We start from the raw sequence: 21,450 nt of genomic DNA on the forward strand, positions 1-21,450 counted from the left end.
AACACCCGTTAGGGGCATAATTTAATGTAGAACAGCACCTGTTAAGGTTCTTATATGCCTTATGATGCCTTACAATCGGCGGCAACTTTCCAAGCTGTTCGCATTCCAATGAAAAAACACATAGAAGTTGTTGCTGCTATCATTCAAAAAGATGGCAAGTACCTAGCCGCCCAACGAGGCAAGGCGAAGTTTGATTATGTCTCTTACAAATGGGAGTTTCCTGGTGGCAAAGTCGAAAGTGGCGAAGCATTAGAAACTGCCATTACCAGAGAGTTGGATGAAGAGTTGGTGATACAAGTCGAGAACTTATCTTTGCTCACCACCGTTGAGCACGAATACCCTGACTTCTGTTTAACGATGCACTGTTTCTTATGCGACTTGGTCAGCGATTCACTCACTTTGACTGAGCACATTGATACTCGTTGGCTAGATTCTAATTCATTGCTCGACGTGGATTGGGCGGCTGCTGATATTCCTGCGGTGCAAGCCTTACTCAAGCTCTAGTACCAGACAAAATGTAAAAAAGTTGAACCAGTAGGAATCTAGTTCAACTTTATACGACTTTTAGAGGAGGACATGATGATATCTACATCAATCTAAGGACAAGAACACCTTTATAAAGATCCCTCTAAGAAATGCTCATCCCAATTACAAGCTAGCCATAACGACTTGGTAGTAAGTTTCAGGTGTCGACTCATTAGCGACAATCTTTGAAGCCATTTGGCTACGAATTGACTGAGTGACTTTAGAATGCTCACTAGCATCTACTTCAAGGATATGTAACATTGCAGTTAGATGCTCCCCTGAGCCTTGTGATGTTTGTTCAATCATTTGATCATAATTATCTTGAATAAACATTGCCGCTTTTACCTGGGAACCTTCACATGTATTTTGTGAGCTAATGTTTGAAGATACGGCGGTAGTACCTAAGTCCCAAATAACGTTCGAAATAGCCGCAGCTGCACCAGTGTCATTAAAAATCATCGCGCCGATACCACATTGAGTCCAAGGATTAATAGACGCCTTTTTTTCTTCCGCAAGCACGTTTCCTGCACATAGCACTGTTGCAACTAGCGAGCACAAAACCATCTTTTTCATTTATATCACCAATACGTTGATAAACTTATAGCGTACTCATAGGAACCTTGGTATTGAACCGAAGCCCTCATATCAAACCTTTGATTTTCAAAGAAGCGTTGTTCCAACTTAAGATAATTCCTATGACTCGCTAAGTCCTTTAAGTTATACAAACTGCCCATTTTTATAGACATTACCCAGTTAGGTGCTATTTTTAGCACCCCTCCTAATTCCGGACCACTTTCTAGGGTTCCTTTAGTTAAGTCCGAAAATTGAAGCTCTCCAGCCAGCGCTAAATAAGCAACCGCCTCTTTATACTGTTTACTTTTCCCAAGAAATCCGCCTAGATACATATCCGAGCAGTCTAAGCAGGACAAGCTTGTGGGTTTGTAGCCTGCATTAAAAGACCACGCATTTGAGTGGTCACCCGGCAATCCTGTTTGAGATGCATTGAGGTTAACAATGTTGAACAACGTCAACTCCCTGACTGACCAACTATTCGAAGCGTTAGAATAAAACATTGTCATGTCAAATGTTGCTAACTCTGAATTTGGTATTCGCGCCGAGTTTATATTCAAAAGGTCATAATAATTTGCTCTAAACCGAAGGCTGTACCCACTCCCGAACTCATCATTTGCCGATAGTATCCCTTGCAACATTGCAGTTCTCTGGGATGTGTGCGGTGGACTGACGTCCTTATCTTTCCAAGGGACAGTTTGACCATCTAAAGAAAACCTAATCACTAACAATTTCTTTCTTTTTTCTATTTCAATATCAGTTAGACCAGAATTCTTCACAGACAAAAATGCGTAATAGTCATAAAGTACATCAATAACCCTTTTCGACTCTCTATTATTCAGTTGCGAAAAAATCTCATCCATATCACCTAGACTTGAATTTATTAATTTTTCTACAATGCGCTGTTCAGCCTTAGTTAATTGTTCATATTTATTGTATAAGCTTTCTTGGCGTGATGGGTGGTATTTTACATATCTAACATACCGCTGAGTTTCTTCATTATTTAACATCATAATTATGTCATAAGGCATAACCCAAACCTTGTAATCAGGTACAAGAGGTTCATCAATAACCAACTCAAGCAATTTTGCCAGTTGATACGCACAATTTTTCTCGAAAAAATAGTATGTTATATCAGTATTTCTCAACTCCCATAAATGAGCTACCAATAAGTCCACATGTTCTTGAGTTAGGTTTAACTGGTACTCCCAAAGATCTCTTAGCTCAGATTGGTTATATACCAAACTTTGGTGGTGATATTTTTGATTCGAGAAATGGCCTTTGTACCCGCCAAATATCCCTTTCAAGATATACTCAAATTTATTGTCTCCTTCTGGAACAACTGCCCCATAGCTATAAGTATTATCTAACAGTTCACTTCCAGATGATGGCGAATTAAGTTTCAATAAAACGTGTCCATACATCGAAGCAGGGTTACCCAAGTAACCGCTTGCATAGACCACGCTTATTGACGAAACTGAAAGCCCGTCTACATAGTTAGAGTAATCAGCACACTCCCAATCAGGGAAGGTTATCTGCGGTAACTGTTGTTTAACCCATAGAAGCCTTGCAGGAAATTCACACTGATAACTAGGGTCAGTAACAAATTTGTAGATAGTTTCTTTTAATTCATTTTCTGCTGAAAAATCACCATAACTAGAGATAAAAAAGTCACCATTGTCTATATCACTACTTTCTAAATTATCATATTCATTGATATGTAGTAGTTTCAGCCATACTGGTTCAGAACTTATGTGACCAAAATCTATACTATCAAGGTATTCCAAGGTCTTACTGTGTGATTGGACAGTGAAAGGTAGAGATAAAAGTAGTAAAATAAAATATCTTAGTATCAAATTAATAATGCATAAATATTATCTTGAGCAATATCAGACATATATACCAGACTCCAGATAAACATTAACCTGCAACAAATATATATTCGGCATAGTTCACAAAAAAAGGGAGCAGGCTGTGACTTACTACCTTTAATAGGTGCTCTATTCTCCAAGGGGGGGGGGTTATAAAAAGATATCAAGAAAAGTTAAAATTATTGGTTATTAAATACATTACGCTGCTCTTCAAAAAAATCCCACTCAATAGTTTTGTTTACTAACCACTATCCTATAAACTTTAGGCATGTCTACAGTCCCCCTAGATGAAACGCTGAACTATTAACACGATAGAGTTGCTAATGTTTGTCGCCTCAATTAGGGTTTTAGTTATTCATTAGGAACAAAATGAAATTGCATCCAAGACTCGCCCATATCGAAGCCTCGGTTTCAAAACACTACGACGTGATTTGGGATTGCTGCTGTGACCACGGCCATTTGGGGTCAACCCTGCTGGCTAGAAAGGCCGCAGATGAGGTGATTTTTGTCGATATTTTGCCAGAGCTGATTGACGCCTTGAAAGGTAAGCTCGAACGCTTTTTTCCCGATGGTCACTGGCAAGTGATGTGTAACGATGTTGCCAAGCTACCTCTTAAACCAACACCTATCAAACAGCTAGTGATTATTGCAGGTGTTGGTGGCGATTTGATGGCCGAGTTCGTGAAGTCTCTCAACGCAAGTTACCCAGCACAGCAACTCGAGTTTTTGCTGTGCCCAGTCAATAGACAGTATCTGGTCAGGCAAACACTGATTGAAAGCGGCTTATCGCTGCTCGATGAATCCTTAGTCGAAGACCATGGACGCATCTACGAAGTGATTCACGTCAGTCAGCAAGCTACCGGGCATGAAATCAGCGCAACTGGAGAGAAGATTTGGCAATCTCTTGCTCAAGGTAGCGATTCCGTCGCCCAGCGCTATCTCGACCGAACGTTAGAGCATTATGGCAAGGGGCGAAGCGACAGCGCTAAACAAATACTGGCAGCTTACTTAAAAATCAAACAAGATTCGCTTTGATTGCTGGAAAGATGTTGGTGCCATAGGCTTGGAAACATCGTACCTACCAGTGGGATGTTTCTCGCTTTCTGTAGAATCCTTCGTTACCTCAAATGGTTAGTCTGCGTACAATCTGTATGGGTGTTTTAACTCGTTTATGCCCCACTATGAGTTTCGCTTAGTTGCAGTCGCTGGAACGACAGCCCAAGTTTGCACTAGCTGTTCTAATCTGAAAGTAGCTACGATTCTTACCAATCAGTTATGTATTTTCAATAAATATGGTTAGGTAATTAGGGCAAAACGCAAGTCTTGCCCCACTACTTTTTTAATGTCGTTGAATCAGCTTTTAGGCATTGCCATCAGCAAGAAACCTGTTAAAACGCGACTTTCCGAACCAATGGATTCGACCGATTTCTCCACTAACTCCCTACAGTGTTCCTTTTTCAGTTTTAGCTTGCCAACTGCAAGTGCGCCCGCGAACTCAAGGGCTGCATAACCAAACGGATACTTGTGTCTAGTAAAAACCTTGTAAAGAAATTCTTTCATCAGTCCACTTAAGTGGTGATCGGACGAATAATCCAACTCTGATGGTAGGCTCGCGCGAAGGATGCAGGCTTGCAAAATATCATCATTAAATCTCAAGAAGTTCTCTGGGGAAATAATTACGGATTGATAGTTTGTTGGCCTTAAACACTTTTCAGGATCTGCGTGTTCTCGTGCTGTTTGTAATACAGCTGCAATGGTTAGCAGCGTAGCACTCTGAGTAATACGGTCAATTTTGTCATCAAACTTGTCATCAAAAAATACGAAACCTTCGGTCAGTTTTAGTGATTCGCCATTAGCATTGGGTAGCAGGCTAGCACTAGCTTGACCAATACAATGAGATAGTGCTTCGTAACATTTCTCTGCATCATCGGGCGTAATTGTGTCCAATGGTGATGTGCTTTCATTATCCGCTTTTGCAGCTAATTGTGCTAACTCGCCCCATGATTTTTGAATGTTATCTGGTCCCAATGGCAATACTTTCCAAACTGAAAAGTTATAAAATCTTGGTGTTGCATTGCGTACGAGGAATTGCTCAAGCTTTTTCCAAGATTCCATGCTTTGGGGTAGACCAACGCCTATTAAAAAGTGTCTTGGAATGGTTTTGCTTTCATATTCCCTAAGGTCTCGACTAATTTGTCTCAATTTCCCTCCGTCACCTGCAAATGCCGTGACGACTATAATTCCAGTTGCATCTTGTAATTTTTCTTTGTTTATATCCGGCCATTTCAATAACAATGGAGCTTTTCCATTGCCGCTTGCATTTTTAATAAAGTCCAAGGCTTTTTGAGCCAAAACTTCAGACGCGCCGTCATCACTGAATATCACGGTATCAATAGACGAGGATAGAGACCAATTTAACTCTGCCTCCAACCAGTGTTCAAACTTTTTACTGCAGTGAAGATTTGCTGGCTTGAGGCTTAGCAATGGACTGTTTCCAATTACATCAATTCGTTGATTAATTGGGTTGATGCCTGATATGCAGAAGTCTTCGAGGATATCCGGAAGATGTTTAGGCTTGTGTGGGATACCCACGGTAACTTGTTTAGGGGGTTTAGCCTTATATGAGAAATGTTCACCTACCAACTCTATATCAGTTTCATTACCATCGACATTACTTACTCCTTGTAACAAGGATGTTGAAGACAGGTTGATAAGCACATGTGATATGGAGGATCTTACTTCTACGTCAATCAAGGTAACGATTTTGTCTTTACAGAAGTTTCTGTTGACTAGATCTCTAGCCATTCCCCCTGAAGTCGATGCAGAAATCACAACAAGGTAGTCGTCAACGGGTAAATTCAGCTCCTTTAAAAAATCGTAGGAATGATAGCTTTCGATATTAGCACTACAGCCAGCGGTTAAAGCAGCTTCTTTTACAATAGAGTAAATACCCATGGTATCTATATAGATTGATTTAATTTTGAGCCAATCTATATTTTCAACTAAGGTTCGTAATCCGTTGGCGACGAATTGTAGTTCAGTTTCAGTGGCGGCTAAATCTCTCGACTGTATAAACATTTTACTGATGCGGCCAGAGGGGTGTTTGAATGTGTGTCCTGCGGGCGCAATATGCAGAACATTATTGCGCTCAGCAAGCTTACACAGGCCTGTTGAGTAAAAATCCGTCACATCTTTTGCCTGAAGTAGCAAAGAGTTGGATGAGCTATTAAAACCTTCATGTATTTTAAAAATGCCATCACTAATATCAATAAAGTATAGGGCTTTGGTGAAGCACACGTTGTTTTTCGACAAACGATCCAAAAAACTATCTTGTAAATCTTCGTTTTTCCAATGTTGAAGGCAGTCATTGATTCTGCCGGAAGGTACGTAAATAACGATGCAGTCAGGAAGGGTATCACTACTTTTTAACGCTTTTTCCAAAGCTGGGTAAAAGCTAGATGGATCTTGCCAAGCTCCATCTCCAAGATAAGCGCATAGAATGTCAAACTTTTGACCATTAAGATCTTTTTCTGCGTTAAAGCAAAGTACATTATCCACGATCTTTCCTTAAGGGAACCAAAATCGATACCACTGTTCCTGAAGTGAACCCAAGACTTTTGTTCGTCCAGTTGTCAAAATTCATTAAATATTGGTTTTGCTGCTGTTTCGCGGCTTCTACAGATTGCTCTTGCGTCCAAAATCCATGCTTGTCTCTGTCAAAGCAATTGAATAAACACTGGTTCCCAGACCGAATTCTTATCAATCCTCCTACTTTACTTAGCTGATTTAAAATCGTGGGGTAGCCGTTGCCTGCGCCACTTTCAGATTTAGTAGAGAAATTTTTTCCAATACACTTTATCAGAGCGTCTTTCTCGGAGGCTGCGTCAATGCTTGTTCCAAAGGCCCTTCCTACCAACCCCGGGCCGGTATCAAAAAAGCTTACCTCCATACAACGCAGCGTTTTCTTCGTCCCGTCAGCGCTCGTTACAACATTGTCGTTCCAATATTGGCTCAGTCTTGGATGCCCAATAAAGTCTTTTTCATATGTCTCGCTTGATTGGTCTTTCCATGAAGCAATCATCCCTTCTACATGCTCAATATAAGGCTTACCGTGCTGGTCTCTAAGGGCATGTTCTTGCGTGTTTTTGAAAAGCTCGCAAGCAAAAATTCCAAAGGCTTCAATTAGGTCGACCTCTAAAAGCTCGAACTCTTTCTGATTAATTTGTCTAAAAATATCCTCCATAGTTTTTTTCATAAGTGAGCTATCTTTGACCGCTTGGCTATTTTTGCTTGAAAATAGGGGAGACAAATACTGTCTTTCAGCACCGCTGATACAACATAAACCAACCGAACGTCCACGGACTATATTTTGGTATTGCTGATTATCGGCGCTGATAATGTAGTTTCTTGCTTCAAAAAGTGCTTTTCGTCTAGAGAATAGTTCATTGTTTATACTGATTGATTGATTTAGTCGCGCAGAAGTCACGCCCGGGGCGTAACAACACAGCTTCTCCAACACTTTTTTAGCATTAGATGAATTCTCCAACACCAAGGTTTTTTCAGCGGAATTACGAGCAAGAGAGACGAGCGCCTGCAATCGCGCTGCATCTCTTAAGGCTCCGTGACTTTTTGATATGGCATCCGAAGAAAGCTTTACCGTTTCACGGTTTTCTGCTTTCTTAATGACGTTCTCCATATCGTCTATTGACTCTAAAGGAGACTCTTTCAGTCGTTCCATCTAATTGTTCCAAACAATTTATCTATCCCCATTGTCACAGTATTTCACTTCCCTTTCAGTGAGATAATTCAAAACTCCAGACTTCAAATATTAGTTGTCCAGAACCTTCACAGTGGGCACTGTCTAACAAGAAAGTGCCCCGAAACGTGTTTCGATAGGAGTGGGCTTTAATTAGATTAATTTGTCCAACAGCTGGACAGTTTGCACGACCAGAAATGAATATTGGCGACAAGCTGTTGCCAAATTTGCAATTAGTTAAGTGTGCAAGAGGTTGTTGTAAGAGTTCGAGAGGAATATCTGACTCGGTTTTACCTCTTTTATGTCAACCAGTTTCTTAATGAAAAGATAGCATCACCGGAACTCTTTACATTTTGCAATGTGACGCCTGAGATGAGTCGTGGCGGCTTTCAGAAGTAGCTCGAGTTTTTTCATATAGAAATACCCAATGAAAATGCTAACTATTCACATGTAATATTTAGGTGTGGCATATACTTACTTTGAATTTACATATTTTACCTTTTCTCATGCCATAATATTAAGTTATGTGGTTTTAACAATACGTAGGAACAAACTAGGCAGATTATGTTAAGTGTAATAATTACTCAATTTGTTGTGCTTTGGGCAGTAATTGATCCTATTGGAACAGTGCCTGTATACCTATCACAAACACAGCATCTAAATGCTGCTCAAAAAAGAGTGGTTGCCATTAAAGCAGTCGCAATAGCAGCTTGTGTACTTCTCTTTTTCCTTATCGCTGGACAGTTCTTGTTGGAGGCTATGCAAATTCCACTTCCTGCGTTTCAAGCCGCTGGAGGTTTAGTCTTGCTTCTATTTGCTTTGTCAATGATTTTTGGCGAAAGTAAACCAGAGGTAGAAATCAAAATTTCGAAGGAAATGAGTAAGTCACACTTATCTGATCTTGCTGTGTACCCGTTAGCAATTCCCTCAATCGCCTCTCCGGGGGCAATGATGGCAATAGTTATGCTAACCGATAATTATAGATATTCTATTGTAGATCAATCCGTAACAGCAGCGGTTATGGTTGGAATTCTGCTCATAACATTATTGCTTTTGTTGGTTGCGACAAAACTTCAGAAAATTTTGGGTAACATAGGCCCTGCAATAATCAGCCGAGTGATGGGACTTATTTTGGCTGCGGTAGCGGTTAATAACCTCCTATTAGGAATAAAAAACTTCTATCTTGGTTAAATAATTGATTATTTGCTTGGCTAGAGGGGCTTACTACCAAAATACGTTGCAAATAGATTGTAATCTACACCTCTTTTCATTTTAGCGTTCCTATCAACGGAAGTTACTATTGACTATAAACAAAACGTATCATAACCATAAAATTTCTGAGATAAGATCGCGTGCGTTTATTCTGGAAATTTTGAGTGGTATTGCGGCAAGTCGCTACGCCATGAACGCCATGGTTAAGCCCTCCTGTTCCCTTTGGCTTCGGATACTATCCGTGTAGCAGCATCGAACTACTTTCACGCTGAAACAGCATGTAACTTCACTAACTGGACGAGGCTGGATCTTCATATGCTATGGACTATGGACTATGGACTATGGTCTATGTAATTAGTGGAATATTACACGTACCTACACAATTATCACTTGTGATTTTCATATGTTAAGCTAAACAATCATACCTTTCTTTAATGCGTAAAAGTGCAATAATTAGTAGCATAGATAAGTTAAGGCAGTACCGATTTATTTGATTAGTAGTGGATATCTTATGCGCAACAATGAATTGAATTTAAACCTGTTAAGAGTACTCGTCCAAATTGCTAAACATGGCAACTTAAAGCAAGCTGGATTAGCTTTAGGACGAACTGAGAGTGTAGTCAGCCGTCACTTATCGACTCTTAGAGAGCAGTTGAATGATCCGTTATTTGTCAGAACTAGGTATGGACTAGAACCCACGCACTTTACCATTCGTTTTCTAGAGGAAGCTGGTAATGCATTAGAAGTTATCGATCGCGCATTAATACCAGATGAGTTTGTGTCGGAGGAGTATCAAGGTGACTTGGATATTGCTATGTCCAATATAGTTTTGTCACACTCTGGTGCAAAGTGTTACGATGCGATCAGAAAAAATTTTCCCTTATCGACGATAAACTTTTTCACTTGGAAAAACGATACTATTGATAAAATTTGTCACGATGACAAAATGATCGGTATACATTTGTATCAGAAAGACCGACCGCAACTCATCTACCAGAATAAGATAGGAGCAATAGACGTAAAGCTAGTAATCAATCGGAAGTTTGGAGCACCTAACTGGGATGAGGCCAAGACATTTCCATGCATAGTGTTGAGATCCGTGGGATGGAATGACCAACAGTATGCGCTTCTAAATGAACTTCTGAAGCATTACCCTGCGTTTAAAGTTCATGCATTTGTAGATGATTTTAATATTGCATTGCAGCTACTAGATAACCATAAAATAACTATGGCTATCCCTAGTGTATGTGTTACCCCTAAATACCATGTCATAGATTTCCCCTCGGTAGTACCATCTAACTTAATAAGTGAAATTCCAATTGTTTCATGTGTTAAATATACTCAAAGATATAATCCTATCCATCAGAAGCTAAGTAAAATTATAAGCACCACAATTAGCCAGTAGGCAATTACGATTGTTTTTTTGCAATGATTTTTAGGGCCTAAATTAAGAACTTGCTGGCCACTGATTGATACAACTCGCAAGTTATCCGCGAAAACATCTTCCGATACTCAGCCGATCAGACACAAAATCTATCGACCATCGTTGATTAGATCGAGTCGAGAGATCCATGACCAATCGAGGACGGTGTAGCTTTTTTCGTTTTTTGGTTCTGACTTACAGACCTTTATCCGTGTATAGACGATAGGTGCGAATCTTATTCACAACCAAGCTGTCAGCCTTTAGTAAACCATGGAGTATCAGGTAGCCGCAACGAGAGTATTGTGCCGCTAGCTCTTTCAAACACTCTCGAACACCATTGTTAGCTGGGGTCTTAGCGTGATATCGAAACGCTGCTCGACTCATACACGCAACTTACAGATCACTCTTTTACTCAATTAATGAGTATCGATGAGATAGTGGACTATGAGTTTTCGAGAAGATAGCGTTACCACTTTTTTGAGACAACGTCTTTCATCGCTTTAACTTCGAGCAACTTCTCAGCGAGCAGTTTCTTGAGTTTGTTATTCTCAGACTCTTGTTCTTTTAGTTGTATTGATTCATTCACTTCCAGCCCTGCATATTTTCTTCGCCAGTTGTAGAACGTGCCGCATTAAATACTCATGTCACGAAAAATGTTGTTTACCTTGGCGCTAGCCTCGTGCTGCTTAATAAGCTTAATGATTTGTTTTTCCGTTTACCATTTTTTTTGAGATCTCCGTTGATTCCATTGTATTAGAAAACTTATCAAAGTTATGGTGCTAATTTAAGGAGAAAGGTCAATATTACTAGTAATTAATGGTGGTTTCTTTTTTTGTATAAAACATAAAAGCATTTAAAAACAATGACATATGAAAACTTGCATAAAATGCAAGTTTTAATTTCATAGCATAGTAAGCACAGGGTTGATTACAATTCAATCGCTCTTAAAGCATTGCTAAAATTACAAGTTTATTAGTCATTCCTCTTTTTAATTAAGAGGACGGTGAAATAAACTTAGTTGAGGAAAACAAACTATTCATGATCGTGTTTTATATTCTGTAACGGACAAATACAAGCGCCAGAATTCATGTTTTAATTTAGGTTGGTAAGGATGCCAGAAAACACGTCTTTATAGCTTGGTTAGCTAATGTAATTAATTTAGAGCTGTATTCCGTATATTTTTACCAAATAATTTTTAGGTGTAACAATGAAAAAATCAACTATTGCTACTGTTATTGCTGCTGTTTCGTTCGGTTCTGTTGCTGCTGAGCCTATCACTGACATCAATGACTTCTTTGCAGCAGATGGTGTTGTTGTTGAGCGTTCTGAATTCCCAATGTTTGAGACTGCTAAGCAAATGCTTAACCGTCAATCAGCTGTAGGTGTTAACAACTTCGTACATAACCGCACACTAACTCCTACTGATGACCAACCAGTTGTTCGTATGAACCGTGATGTTTACTACTCGCTAGGTGTAGCTAACGTAGGTAAAGGTGCAACCCTTACTATGCCGGAGTTACCAGAAGGTAAGTACCTTTCTTTCCAAGTCGTTCCTGAAGATCACCGCACGCAAGAAATGGTTTACGGTGGTGGCACTTTCGAGCTAACTACTCACACTGGCGATTACGTTTACATCATCGTTCGCATGGACGCTACGCTATCCGAAGAAGAAGCTAAGATGTACCAAGATCAAATGATCATCAATTCTAACGATGACACTCCATTCTCTTGGGATACTGCGGTTAACAAAGAAAGCTTTGATGCTATGGAAGCATCGCTTAAGCGAGATGGTGGCAAGTTCATTCAAGAGTTTGGTGCTGCTGAGTTCTTCGGTGCTGGTTTCAACAACCCAGAGGACGCTTCTGCTGAGAAATTCATCGAAGAAGCATGGCTAACCGCTTCTGCTATCGGTTGGGGTGGCGCTCAATCTGTAGATAACTTCTATGAAGTGGGTGGGAACATGCCTGCTGATGGTTGTTACAAGCTAACTTTTGAAGACCCAGAGAACAAAGCATTCTGGTCTGTGACTGCCTATAACGCCAACGGTTTCATGTTCAGCGACACTGCTAACATCAACAGCCTATCTGCTCCCGCAAATGAAGACGGTAGTTACTCGGTACACTTCGGTTGTGAAGGTGAAACCAACAACCTACCAATAGAAAACGCTACAGGTCAATGGAACGCTGCTTTCCGTCACTACCAGCCAACTGAGAAAGTGACTGAAGAAGGCTACCGTGTGCTGCCATTAATCGAGAAAGTTAAGTAATCATTTTAACTAAGTAATCATTTCGTGTGATTGTTAAGGGTGTTCAATATGCACCCTTTATCTTCACGCGCCTAAACAAAAGATAAAGGTAAACCATAATGAAAAAACTGATCCTAGCATCACTAGTCGCGACTACTATGACAGGCGCTACATACGCTGAAGAAAAACAAGAATTGGCTGATATGTCAGACCCAATGGCTGTGTTTACTTCTGTAGGAGCTGGTTATACTGACAAAGGTCTTAACCTGAAATACACTCAGGCATTCGATTCTGGCAACCCAACTCAGATGGCACTGCGTGCTATTGAAGTTAAAGGTATCGGTGGTGATGCAATCGGCTGGTCTGAAGACGCAACTGATAGCGTTAGTGAGCTACGTTTCCGTGACTTCCGTGTTGATATGGCTAATGGGCGTGGTGGTCAGGTTGATCTTAATTGGAACATAGAAGCCCAACAAGGCACTGCATCATACTCGCTTATGCAAGCACTGCCTAAAATTGGTCCTGTACAATTTTTCCCACTTGCGGGTGTTGGCTTTGCTGTTGGTGAAGAGTTGAGTCTGGAAGGCTCTCACGGTGAAGCTGAGCTTCGTGATCGTATCGACATGCACGGCACTTTCTACATCGCAGGCATGTACGCTAAGCTAGAGATTACTGACAAGATCTGGCTAAACTATAACCCAATGTATATGGGTACAATGTCTGGTTCAGACGCATTCAAAAACAGCTACTTCCTCGGCGATGATACAGTATTGAACCACGAGTTCATTGCTTCTTACCAAGTGAACCCACGTTTGAATTTCCGTTACTTCGCAAACTGGAACAACTCTGATCAGAAAAGCGGCTCATTCGACAAAGGTGATCATCGCATCGAGTTCAATTATCAACTCTAGTATCTCTAACTAAAGTGTAGATATTTGGTCCCCCAAAATTTGGAATATGACGTTAAGTGATTGACCTGTTTTAATAGAATCCCAAAAGGTAGATAGCACTCTCCTTAGCTAAAAGTCAAGGTAGCATCGGAGCTCGCCAAAGGTGATAAAACTGTCGCTGAGTTAGCCTAGATGTACAACCTGTCCCCCAACCAAATCTCAACATGGAAGAAAGAGCTGTTGGACGATGTAACCATGATCTTTTGTCTTTGGAAGTCTGTTGACCATAAAAAATGATTCTTTGGCTAAAGTGCTCGGTCGTCAGATCGAGCACAGCAAAAGAGTTCGTTGGATAAATCTGCTCAACTACCGAAAAGCGTCAGTGCGAGCTCTAGAAGTGGACCTCAATGATTGGGGGCCACTCTTCACATATCAAATCAGGAATTACTCAATTTAACGCACAGAGACTCCATGCATTTAAGGTAAGGCTATGAACTTAATAAAGAAAATAGAAAAAAAGCTCTTAAAAATAATGGCCATGTTAATACAGTTCATATTGTTTATGTTGTTAATGCTTGGTGGGGTATATCTGCTTGCTCCTTTAGGGAAAATAAACTCAAAAGATATCGACATGTCAATTTACAGGAGAGAGCTGTGAATATCGCTAAAAAGGTCCCTTTGCTGGTGTTTCTAACGGGCTTACTACTAGCGACGATTTTAGTTGTGACCGTGCTTAAAGAAATAAACGATCAGTCGACGGTCATTGTGGATAACTGGTTACCATCGGTACAGTTAACAGAACAAATCAATACGTTAACGGCAGACCTAAGAAATGCTGAAGCGAATCACATCATGTCTATCAAGCAAGAGCGGATTCAGCGGCAATTTAGAGTAATTAAAAAGCACCGCTCAGATGTTGCAAGTAAATTGGCTTTATATGAGAAGCTACTTAGCAGCGAATTAGAAAAGAGTCTGTTTCGTCAATTTATTCAACACTATACAAACTACCTGTCTGAGCAGGAAACATTACTGGCACTTTCTGCACAGTTAAAGAAGAAAGCGGCAACAGAAATTTATTTGGGGTTGTCTTTACAACATTACACCGCATATTCCTCTGTATTAAACCAGTTATCGGTGTTAAACAGAAAGTCGGCGGTCGCAGCTAGTGACCATGGTGACAGGTTATACAGTACCGCAAAATATGTTGAGACCGGGATAATTTCTTTCGTTGCTCTTATGGTAGCTATATTTGCACTCTTTGAGGTGAAAAAGCGGTTAGAGCATGCTTATTCCTTAGAGCGCAGAGTGAGGCTGGCTATCAAGCACAATACATTTCATTGTGTTTATCAACCTATTGTCGACCTAAGTAGTGGTGATATCGTTGGATTAGAAGTTCTTTCTCGTTTGTCTGATAAGTCGGGAGATATCTTCCCTGACCAGTTTATCCCCTTAATTTTAGATTCAGGCAACAGCTGGTTGTTTACTCAACAAATGGTTGGAAAGGCACTGGAAGAACTTTCAAATATAGACAATATTCCTTCCCACTTCAAAGTCACATTCAATATTTTTCCTTCTGATATCAGTAGTGGTGACATTTCCGAATTGATCGATATAAAAGGAATGCAGGAATTTCCGGGTAAGGTGGTGTTGGAAGTGATTGAAAACGAGTCATTTTCATACGAGGCGGCTCAGCAACAGATTAAAAAATTGAAACGTCAGGGCTTTATGATAGCGATTGATGATTTTGGAACTGGATATGCGAACTTAAGTCAGTTGGAGGCTTTGGCAGCAGATTATTTGAAAATAGACAAAAGCTTTGTCTATGATGTTGATGTGAACTCTATTAAATCATTGCTGATACCACATATCGTAAAGATAGCGAAAGAAATCGATATGAGGGTGATAGCTGAGGGTGTTGAGAGTCGCTCACAACACTTGGCACTCTTTGAAATGGGTGTAGAGCAAGGACAGGGATGGACATTTGGTAAGCCTGTACCTCTTAATGAGTTATCACATTGTTTTAACTGATGATCGATGTTCTAAAGGAACAGGTATAAATACGAGCCGATAAGTTTGTTGTCCACGGCTAGAGCTTATGCTCTTCATCCAACACAAGCAAATCAAAAAGGACCATAATGACGGTAAACGCTGTGCGTAAGGCGATAGCGAAAACCAAGTCTGATGGAGAGTCTATTTGTGTCAATCATCATGTCACAATCAATTTTCACCCCAAATATGGGGCACTGAATTTTCGAAACTATGACGTTGGGGCGGCACCTCGCTTTGGTTCTTCATATTTTAAGTTAAAACCTCATACACTTGAGAGAACAACGTTTTGTTATCCAGACAGTTACTTTGAACTACAGGACTTTGCTGTTTCAAATCGTCTAGAATCGTTAATAAGCAAAGCTAAATCCTCACGTCCGGACTTGTTAGATGATTGCATTGAAGCCCATATCCACGGAGTTATATCTATACGAGATGACATTGAGAGTGTCGTGTTAGATCCCATATATAAAGGCAGCGAAATTCACGAGCAAGCTTTAGAGTTGGGGATTACTTTGGAGTGGTACTGCGGTTTTGAATTACCAGTAGAAGAAATGAGCCGTTACCCAGACTATCGAGGTCAGTCATTTGTTGATTTGGCTAGAGAGCTTGCACCCAATGGTATACTAAATGTCAAGTTACTAGGGTTAGCTTCAACTGAGCATGGCTATAAAGAACAAGATATCAAAAAATCCGGCACTACTTGGCTAGATTTGGCCGAAAGCGATAGTTTTCTTCTTTCTATATAAATTAGCTTTTCGCATTAGTTTAATTTGGCAAAAAGTGCCGTTGTAAAGTTTTAGCACTAATACGTTTTTGTCCAAAAACGTGTTAGCACCTTTCTCAACAAACGCGTCTTTGCCCAAAACACATTTCAATCAAGTCATGCCTAATTTTCAAAGCACTGTGAGAAAATCCTCAATCTACTCAATTAACCCAATACTTATGCAGTTGGTTACTTAACTTTCAGCCTATTCTTATTATCTCGGTTAGCCAGAACATGCGCTTGATCATCAATCTCACCCACAGATTTAGCTAAGCGGTCATACAAGACAACATTGATGGTGGCGGCAAGGTTCATACAGCCATTGGTTGGTATATACACCACGTGATCGGCTTTATCGACAACCTCTTGAGGTAATGAACTATCTTCAGGGCCGAGTATATAAATGGCATTTTTCGGGTGTTCGAAATGTGGCAATGACGTAGCGCCTACAACTAATTCCACACACACAACCTCTACATCGGATGGCAATTCTGCAGTGAGATCTTCCATCTCAACCAGTCCAATACGTTGATGCATTTTCTTGGTATCCGCTTGCAGTGCAACGGCACGGTTATAGCGGTTGCCGTTGTAGCGTACTTGAGTAGCACCGTAGCAGCCAGCTGCACGCATGACAGCTCCAACGTTAGTAGGGTTTTTAGGGTTATGAAGCCCAATGGCGACGGTTGCTTGCGTTGTCATTACTTAAAAATACCTATGTTGAAATAAAAATAGAGCCTAAAGCTGATAGGGCGGTAGATTATGGACTTATCACGACAGAGATGCCACTACTAGATAATTGGAGGCATTCATAACTCGTGTTTGTCCTGCAATGAATTACCTCACAAAGTGTATAGACTGTGAGAACTGATCACGCTCAGCCTCCTATTGCGTAATATCACCTTTCCCCCTTTCCCCCTTTCCCCCTTTCCCCCTTTCCCCCTTTCCCCAAGATAATTATTAGTTTAAATTATCAAAAATATAATTTTTAATAATTTAAATTTATTAATCAACAACCCTATACTTCTCCACATCGAAACGAAACAGCACAACAAAATCATCGTTAGGAGCAGAATTATGAAAATGAATCACGTAGGTATTATGGTTGGTGACATGGACAAAGCGGTTGAGTTTTACACTCAAGCTCTGGGTCTAAGAATTGTAATGAACAACACACCAGTTATCGAAGAGCGCGAATCAGCGATCGGTCGCATGTGTATCGCTGTATTTGGTGAAGGCTTTAAAGGGTTTAACATCGCTCACCTAGTGACTACTGACGGTATTGGTGTTGAACTGTTTGAAATGAAAGAGCGTCAAGAGCGCCACGAAGTCGACTTTTCTCGTCTAGGTATCTTCCACTTCTGTCTGCAAACAGATGACTTTGAAGGTGTGATGGAAAAAGTAGAAAAATTTGGTGGCAAGGTACGCATGGATGTTCACCGTTACCACCCAGAAGACGACAGCAAGCCTGCAAAAATGGTGTACCTAGAAGACCCGTTTGGCAACCTATTTGAGCTGTACTCTCACACTTACGAAGAGACTTACGCTTCAGATTACGAATAATGGAAAAGGGTGGCTGTAATGCCACCCTTTTTACGTTTGTGAACTCGCAAACAATGCTTAGTCGTCCATAGATATCACCATCGACTGAGAGAAATTTAACGCAATCTTTAGATCAGATTGCCAAAACTCATCACCAAACTCTAGGTGTACTTGCTTCGTCTCAACATCAAAGTACCAACAAGTTTTCGATTGCTGATCAGCATACGCTGCTTGCTCTATCACTTTATCATTCACCACAACTTGCCTTGGACACACGCCGTCTACCATTAGTATCAATTCAACATGCGCATACTCTGGGCGATATTCACCAGCGTGTACGATACTCATTTGGGTGGATTCTGAACCCGTTTGCCAAACAATTTGGCTTTCAAGAGACTCACCCAAGACATAATCCATGCTCTTGCCATCATCATCATAGAAACTGGCTTGACCTGACTGCCAGACCGCGAGAGTCATTTGTAGTTTATCTGCTACTGGCTCTAGGAAAATACCACTACCTGCTCGAAGGTATAACGGACTGTAGTCCCATTGAATATCAAGGGTATGGCACTGCCCACCAATCAATCGCTCACCGCTATACCAGTCAATCCACACACCTTGAGGGAAGTAGACCTCCATTTGCGCAACCTCTGGCTCTGTCACTGCAACACAGAACAGCGAGTCACCAAGCATGAAAGTGGTATCAACCTCTCGGCTATTTACATCTTGAACATCAAAGAAACTCAATGGCACAACCATGGGTTTTCCTTGGGTCGCCACTTGATGTGCGATGCTATACAAGGTTGGCAATAGTTGACGTCGCAGCTGCATCGCTTGACGTACCTGAGGCAAAATACTTGGATAGATCCAAGGTTCAGTTACAGTATTGTCACTGTTGACTGAGTGGATGCAGAAACGTGGATGAAACACGCCATTTTGAATCCAGCGCAGCAAAAGCTCAGGCGACGGCGCATCACCGGTAAAGCCTCCGATATCCATGCCGTTAAAAGCCACGCCAGACCAACTCATGCCTAGCATAGTAGCAATGTTGTAGCGAAAGCACTTCCAACTGCTGTCATTGTCTCCTGACCAAGTTTGCGCATAACGTTGAATGCCCGCAAATCCCGCTCTGCTGAGGATAAAAGGGCGAGGCTGCCCTTTAACTAATGGCAGATCTTCTTGTAACACGGCATCGTAAGCGGTTTTAGCCATCAAATTACTAAGCACAGGTTTCAGAGCATCGGCGTGCTGCTCGTTTCCATCCCCAAAACATATCGCATCGCCATCCATCTCAAACTCGTTGTTATCGTTCCAGATAGACAATACCCCTTTATCAATCAACGCAGAGTGAAGGTACTTGCTCCATAGGGCTCTAGCGTCGGGGTTGGTAAAATCAACGAACGATGCATCTCCTCCCCAAAAACGCTCAACTTTAGAGTGCCTACCATCAGGGGTTCGAATAAAAGCCCCCGCTTGGTCGAACTCATTCCATAATGGATGGGTCGTCAGCAGACCAGGTTTGACATTCGGTGACAACACCATGCCTTTATGTGCCATTTGGGCGACAAAGTTATCTGGGTTTGGAAACGAGGCTTGGTTCCATTGAAATGTGTATCGCTTACCATCTTCACCTTTGGTGTAGCCAGAAGATAGGTGAAAACCACTTAGCGGAATCGACTGCTTTTGGCACTCATCTACAAACCCAAGCACAGCATTGTCTGCGCCCTGCTCAAGCTCGGTGTAATACATGGTCGACCCCAAATATCCTAGCGAGGCTTTGGTTGGCAGGGCAGAAAAACCCGTGATATCTAGATAACGATTCATGAGTTGCTGGGGCGTTTTCCCAAGCATCAACACATAATCAAGCTGGCCACCATCGACACAATAACTGGCATAAGCCCCCCAATATCCACTGCGTTCACTGCCAATATCAAATTCACAGTTATGGGCGTTGTGGTAATACAGGCCAATCAGGTGATCATCGCTTGGACGGTAGCGAACCAAAAAAGGGATGTGTTTGTATAGTGGATCACTGCACTCAGCATCATAGCCAACCGCATCGACATTATTCATTCGAAAGCGGCGACTGCTGCGTTCCAATCGGCCAGTTTTCTCACCTAGACCGTAATAGCAGTCTTGGTCTTCACGCTGATGGTAGTGCCAGCGTCTTGAGTTATTGTCTTCAAGGTAGGCTCGTCTTGGCAAATCTTGATAAATGACTTGGTCTAGGTGTGAAATTTCAAGATAGAAAGGTGACTGATGAATAATGAGTTGATAGTCGCCAAATCCCAGTTCAACGACTTGGGGATCTGATCCTAATTGAGATACTACTGCTGACCACGCAGTGATAACAGATGACAAATAGTCAGTCTCAGCTTGCGGAGCAAAGTAATCTAGGCGCTGTTCGTCACCAAATCGCAGCGACACCCGTAAAGTGCCTTCTCGCAGGGGTGATACTCTCATCTCTCCAATATCCAGTCTCAGCAACAAACCTTGAGAGTCAATGGATATTCGTTCAATACGGTCTGGGCGCTTCATAGCAAATCCTTTGTTTACAATGATTAACCCATCCTACATTGGAAGCCAGTAGAGGATAATGGCGTAAAAATGAATTCACTATTCGGTGGTAAGGACACATTGAAGAGTAGTATACGGTAGGCAGCCAAATAAGCTGGAGAATTGCCCTCAAAAAGTCAACTCGCCATATTAAAAAGGACTGATCGTTTCCAGTCCTTTTCGTATATCCCAAACTAAGAGCGAGTGCGCTTTGCTATCAAGGTGAACTTATAGTCACTCGACTTAAATAAGTTTCGGCTGTACTCGAACACAGTGTCATCGGCCAAGTAGCCTCGGGTGCGTTTTTCAATGATAGGTACCGCTGGGTCAATATCGAGCAGTTCGGCGATATCTTGCGGTGGTAGCACTGGGATGATCTCTTGTTCACTGCGGTCAATCACCATGCCTTTTTGCTTCTCGATAAATTCGTACTTAGAACCCTGCATCACTTGATACGTCAGGTCAGGGAACATATCGGTTGGCATCCAAGTCTCTTCAACCGTGATTGGATTTTCATCAAGAAATCGTACTCGCTTCACATAGAAGATTTTGTCACCTTCCGAGATATCAAGATGCTCCGCCATGGTGAGCGATGCTGTTTGGATTTCAAATGCCAGAACGTCGCTATGAGTCACTCCATCAAGGTGAGCCCATTTCTCCGCAAAGCTACTTTGACGATAGATATCGTAGTTAACCTTGTTCTCTTTTACGTAAGTGCCACTGCCTTGAATGCTCTCTAGCTCTTCATTCTCGATCAGAAGTTTAAGAGCTTGACGAACAGTCACTCGGCTTACCGAGAACTCTTCTCGCAACTGTGCCTCGGTTGGCAGTGCTTCGCCCACCTTGTAAACACCAGTGCTAATTTGTTCGCGAATAGCATCAGCGATTTTGCGATACAGGGGTAATCTTGCCATAAAGCCCTCAAGACAATACAAATGTTGATGGTGAGAAAACCATCAAGTCTAGCTAATTACTTGGCAACTGCTGTCTTTATGGTGTTCGTACTCACTATGATATGTATTACAACAGCAATTACAAGTCGGACAGTTAA

At 41.4% G+C, this 21,450-nt stretch carries 16 protein-coding genes and 2 pseudogenes; 10 read left to right on the forward strand and 8 right to left on the reverse strand.

Features of this window, described 5'->3' with window-relative positions; genetic code table 11:
- The first annotated feature begins 54 nt into the window (after positions 1–54).
- Positions 55–504: a (deoxy)nucleoside triphosphate pyrophosphohydrolase gene (locus J4N39_RS21630; RefSeq protein WP_252024849.1), complete on the forward strand. Its 450-nt coding sequence runs from the start codon at positions 55–57 to the stop codon at positions 502–504.
- 144 nt (positions 505–648) lie between these two features.
- Here the strand turns inward: J4N39_RS21630 and J4N39_RS21635 are convergent, their stop codons facing one another.
- Both J4N39_RS21635 and J4N39_RS21640 read right to left on the reverse strand, forming a co-directional pair.
- Positions 649–1,098 carry a DUF3015 family protein gene (locus J4N39_RS21635; RefSeq protein WP_252024851.1) on the reverse strand — a complete coding sequence of 150 codons (450 nt, stop codon included), beginning with the start codon at positions 1,096–1,098 and terminating at the stop codon, positions 649–651.
- Positions 1,099–1,103: 5 nt separating this feature from the next.
- Complete coding sequence (locus J4N39_RS21640) at positions 1,104–2,882, reverse strand: Lnb N-terminal periplasmic domain-containing protein (RefSeq protein ID WP_252024853.1); 1,779 nt, start codon at positions 2,880–2,882, stop codon at positions 1,104–1,106.
- Between the two features lie 453 nt (positions 2,883–3,335).
- Here J4N39_RS21640 and J4N39_RS21645 point away from each other — a divergent pair, with 453 nt between their 5' ends.
- Positions 3,336–4,001 (forward strand): tRNA (adenine(22)-N(1))-methyltransferase, encoded by a 666-nt coding sequence (locus J4N39_RS21645; RefSeq protein WP_252024855.1) that lies wholly within the window; start codon positions 3,336–3,338, stop codon positions 3,999–4,001.
- A 318-nt stretch (positions 4,002–4,319) separates the two neighbouring features.
- On the opposite strand, the gene J4N39_RS21650 is transcribed toward J4N39_RS21645, so the two are convergent.
- Both J4N39_RS21650 and J4N39_RS21655 read right to left on the reverse strand, forming a co-directional pair.
- Entirely contained in the window at positions 4,320–6,524 is a 2,205-nt protein-coding gene (locus tag J4N39_RS21650; RefSeq protein WP_252024857.1) for a hypothetical protein, read from the reverse strand.
- The gene (locus tag J4N39_RS21655; RefSeq protein WP_252024859.1) at positions 6,517–7,704 is read right to left on the reverse strand and encodes a hypothetical protein; all 1,188 of its coding nucleotides are present in this window, start codon (positions 7,702–7,704) and stop codon (positions 6,517–6,519) included. The genes J4N39_RS21650 and J4N39_RS21655 overlap by 8 nt, the downstream gene beginning before the upstream one ends.
- A 582-nt stretch (positions 7,705–8,286) precedes the next feature.
- Between J4N39_RS21655 and J4N39_RS21660 the strand changes: the two genes are divergently transcribed.
- Together J4N39_RS21660 and J4N39_RS21665 are read left to right on the forward strand one after the other, a co-directional pair.
- Positions 8,287–8,913 carry a MarC family protein gene (locus tag J4N39_RS21660; protein WP_252024861.1) on the forward strand — a complete coding sequence of 209 codons (627 nt, stop codon included), beginning with the start codon at positions 8,287–8,289 and terminating at the stop codon, positions 8,911–8,913.
- A 532-nt stretch (positions 8,914–9,445) separates the two neighbouring features.
- On the forward strand, positions 9,446–10,339 hold the full coding sequence (locus J4N39_RS21665) for a LysR family transcriptional regulator (RefSeq protein WP_252024863.1): 894 nt from the start codon (positions 9,446–9,448) through the stop codon (positions 10,337–10,339).
- Between the two features lie 87 nt (positions 10,340–10,426).
- On the opposite strand, the pseudogene J4N39_RS21670 reads toward J4N39_RS21665, so the two are convergent.
- Positions 10,427–11,060, reverse strand: a pseudogene (locus J4N39_RS21670) (transposase); the annotation flags it as partial.
- A gap of 504 nt (positions 11,061–11,564) precedes the next feature.
- Here J4N39_RS21670 and J4N39_RS21675 point away from each other — a divergent pair.
- The 5 genes and pseudogenes from J4N39_RS21675 (at position 11,565) to J4N39_RS21695 (ending at position 16,287) form a co-directional block, all read left to right on the forward strand.
- A complete protein-coding gene (locus J4N39_RS21675) occupies positions 11,565–12,623 on the forward strand; it encodes a DUF1214 domain-containing protein (protein ID WP_252024865.1) in 1,059 nt (352 codons plus the stop codon).
- 98 nt (positions 12,624–12,721) lie between these two features.
- Positions 12,722–13,513, forward strand: a complete 792-nt coding sequence (locus tag J4N39_RS21680; protein ID WP_252024867.1) for a hypothetical protein — start codon at positions 12,722–12,724, stop codon at positions 13,511–13,513.
- Between the two features lie 111 nt (positions 13,514–13,624).
- A pseudogene (locus tag J4N39_RS21685) lies at positions 13,625–13,884 on the forward strand (transposase); the annotation flags it as partial.
- 262 nt (positions 13,885–14,146) lie between these two features.
- Positions 14,147–15,520: an EAL domain-containing protein gene (locus J4N39_RS21690; RefSeq protein ID WP_252024869.1), complete on the forward strand. Its 1,374-nt coding sequence runs from the start codon at positions 14,147–14,149 to the stop codon at positions 15,518–15,520.
- Positions 15,521–15,627: 107 nt separating this feature from the next.
- Positions 15,628–16,287, forward strand: coding sequence for a DUF3626 domain-containing protein (locus tag J4N39_RS21695; protein WP_252024871.1), 660 nt, complete (start codon positions 15,628–15,630; stop codon positions 16,285–16,287).
- A gap of 206 nt (positions 16,288–16,493) precedes the next feature.
- Here J4N39_RS21695 and J4N39_RS21700 read toward each other — a convergent pair whose 3' ends face one another.
- The gene (locus J4N39_RS21700) at positions 16,494–17,003 is read right to left on the reverse strand and encodes an RNA methyltransferase (protein WP_252024873.1); all 510 of its coding nucleotides are present in this window, start codon (positions 17,001–17,003) and stop codon (positions 16,494–16,496) included.
- A gap of 375 nt (positions 17,004–17,378) precedes the next feature.
- On the opposite strand from J4N39_RS21700, the gene J4N39_RS21705 reads away from it, so the two are divergent.
- Positions 17,379–17,864 carry a VOC family protein gene (locus tag J4N39_RS21705; RefSeq protein WP_252024875.1) on the forward strand — a complete coding sequence of 162 codons (486 nt, stop codon included), beginning with the start codon at positions 17,379–17,381 and terminating at the stop codon, positions 17,862–17,864.
- Positions 17,865–17,921: 57 nt separating this feature from the next.
- Here J4N39_RS21705 and J4N39_RS21710 read toward each other — a convergent pair whose 3' ends face one another.
- Both J4N39_RS21710 and J4N39_RS21715 read right to left on the reverse strand, forming a co-directional pair.
- Positions 17,922–20,381, reverse strand: coding sequence for a glycoside hydrolase family 31 protein (locus J4N39_RS21710; protein ID WP_252024877.1), 2,460 nt, complete (start codon positions 20,379–20,381; stop codon positions 17,922–17,924).
- A 212-nt stretch (positions 20,382–20,593) separates the two neighbouring features.
- Positions 20,594–21,313 (reverse strand): GntR family transcriptional regulator, encoded by a 720-nt coding sequence (locus J4N39_RS21715; RefSeq protein ID WP_252024879.1) that lies wholly within the window; start codon positions 21,311–21,313, stop codon positions 20,594–20,596.
- Between the last annotated feature and the right edge of the window lie 137 nt (positions 21,314–21,450).

This window comes from Vibrio sp. SCSIO 43136 (assembly GCF_023716565.1).
GTDB lineage: Bacteria > Pseudomonadota > Gammaproteobacteria > Enterobacterales > Vibrionaceae > Vibrio.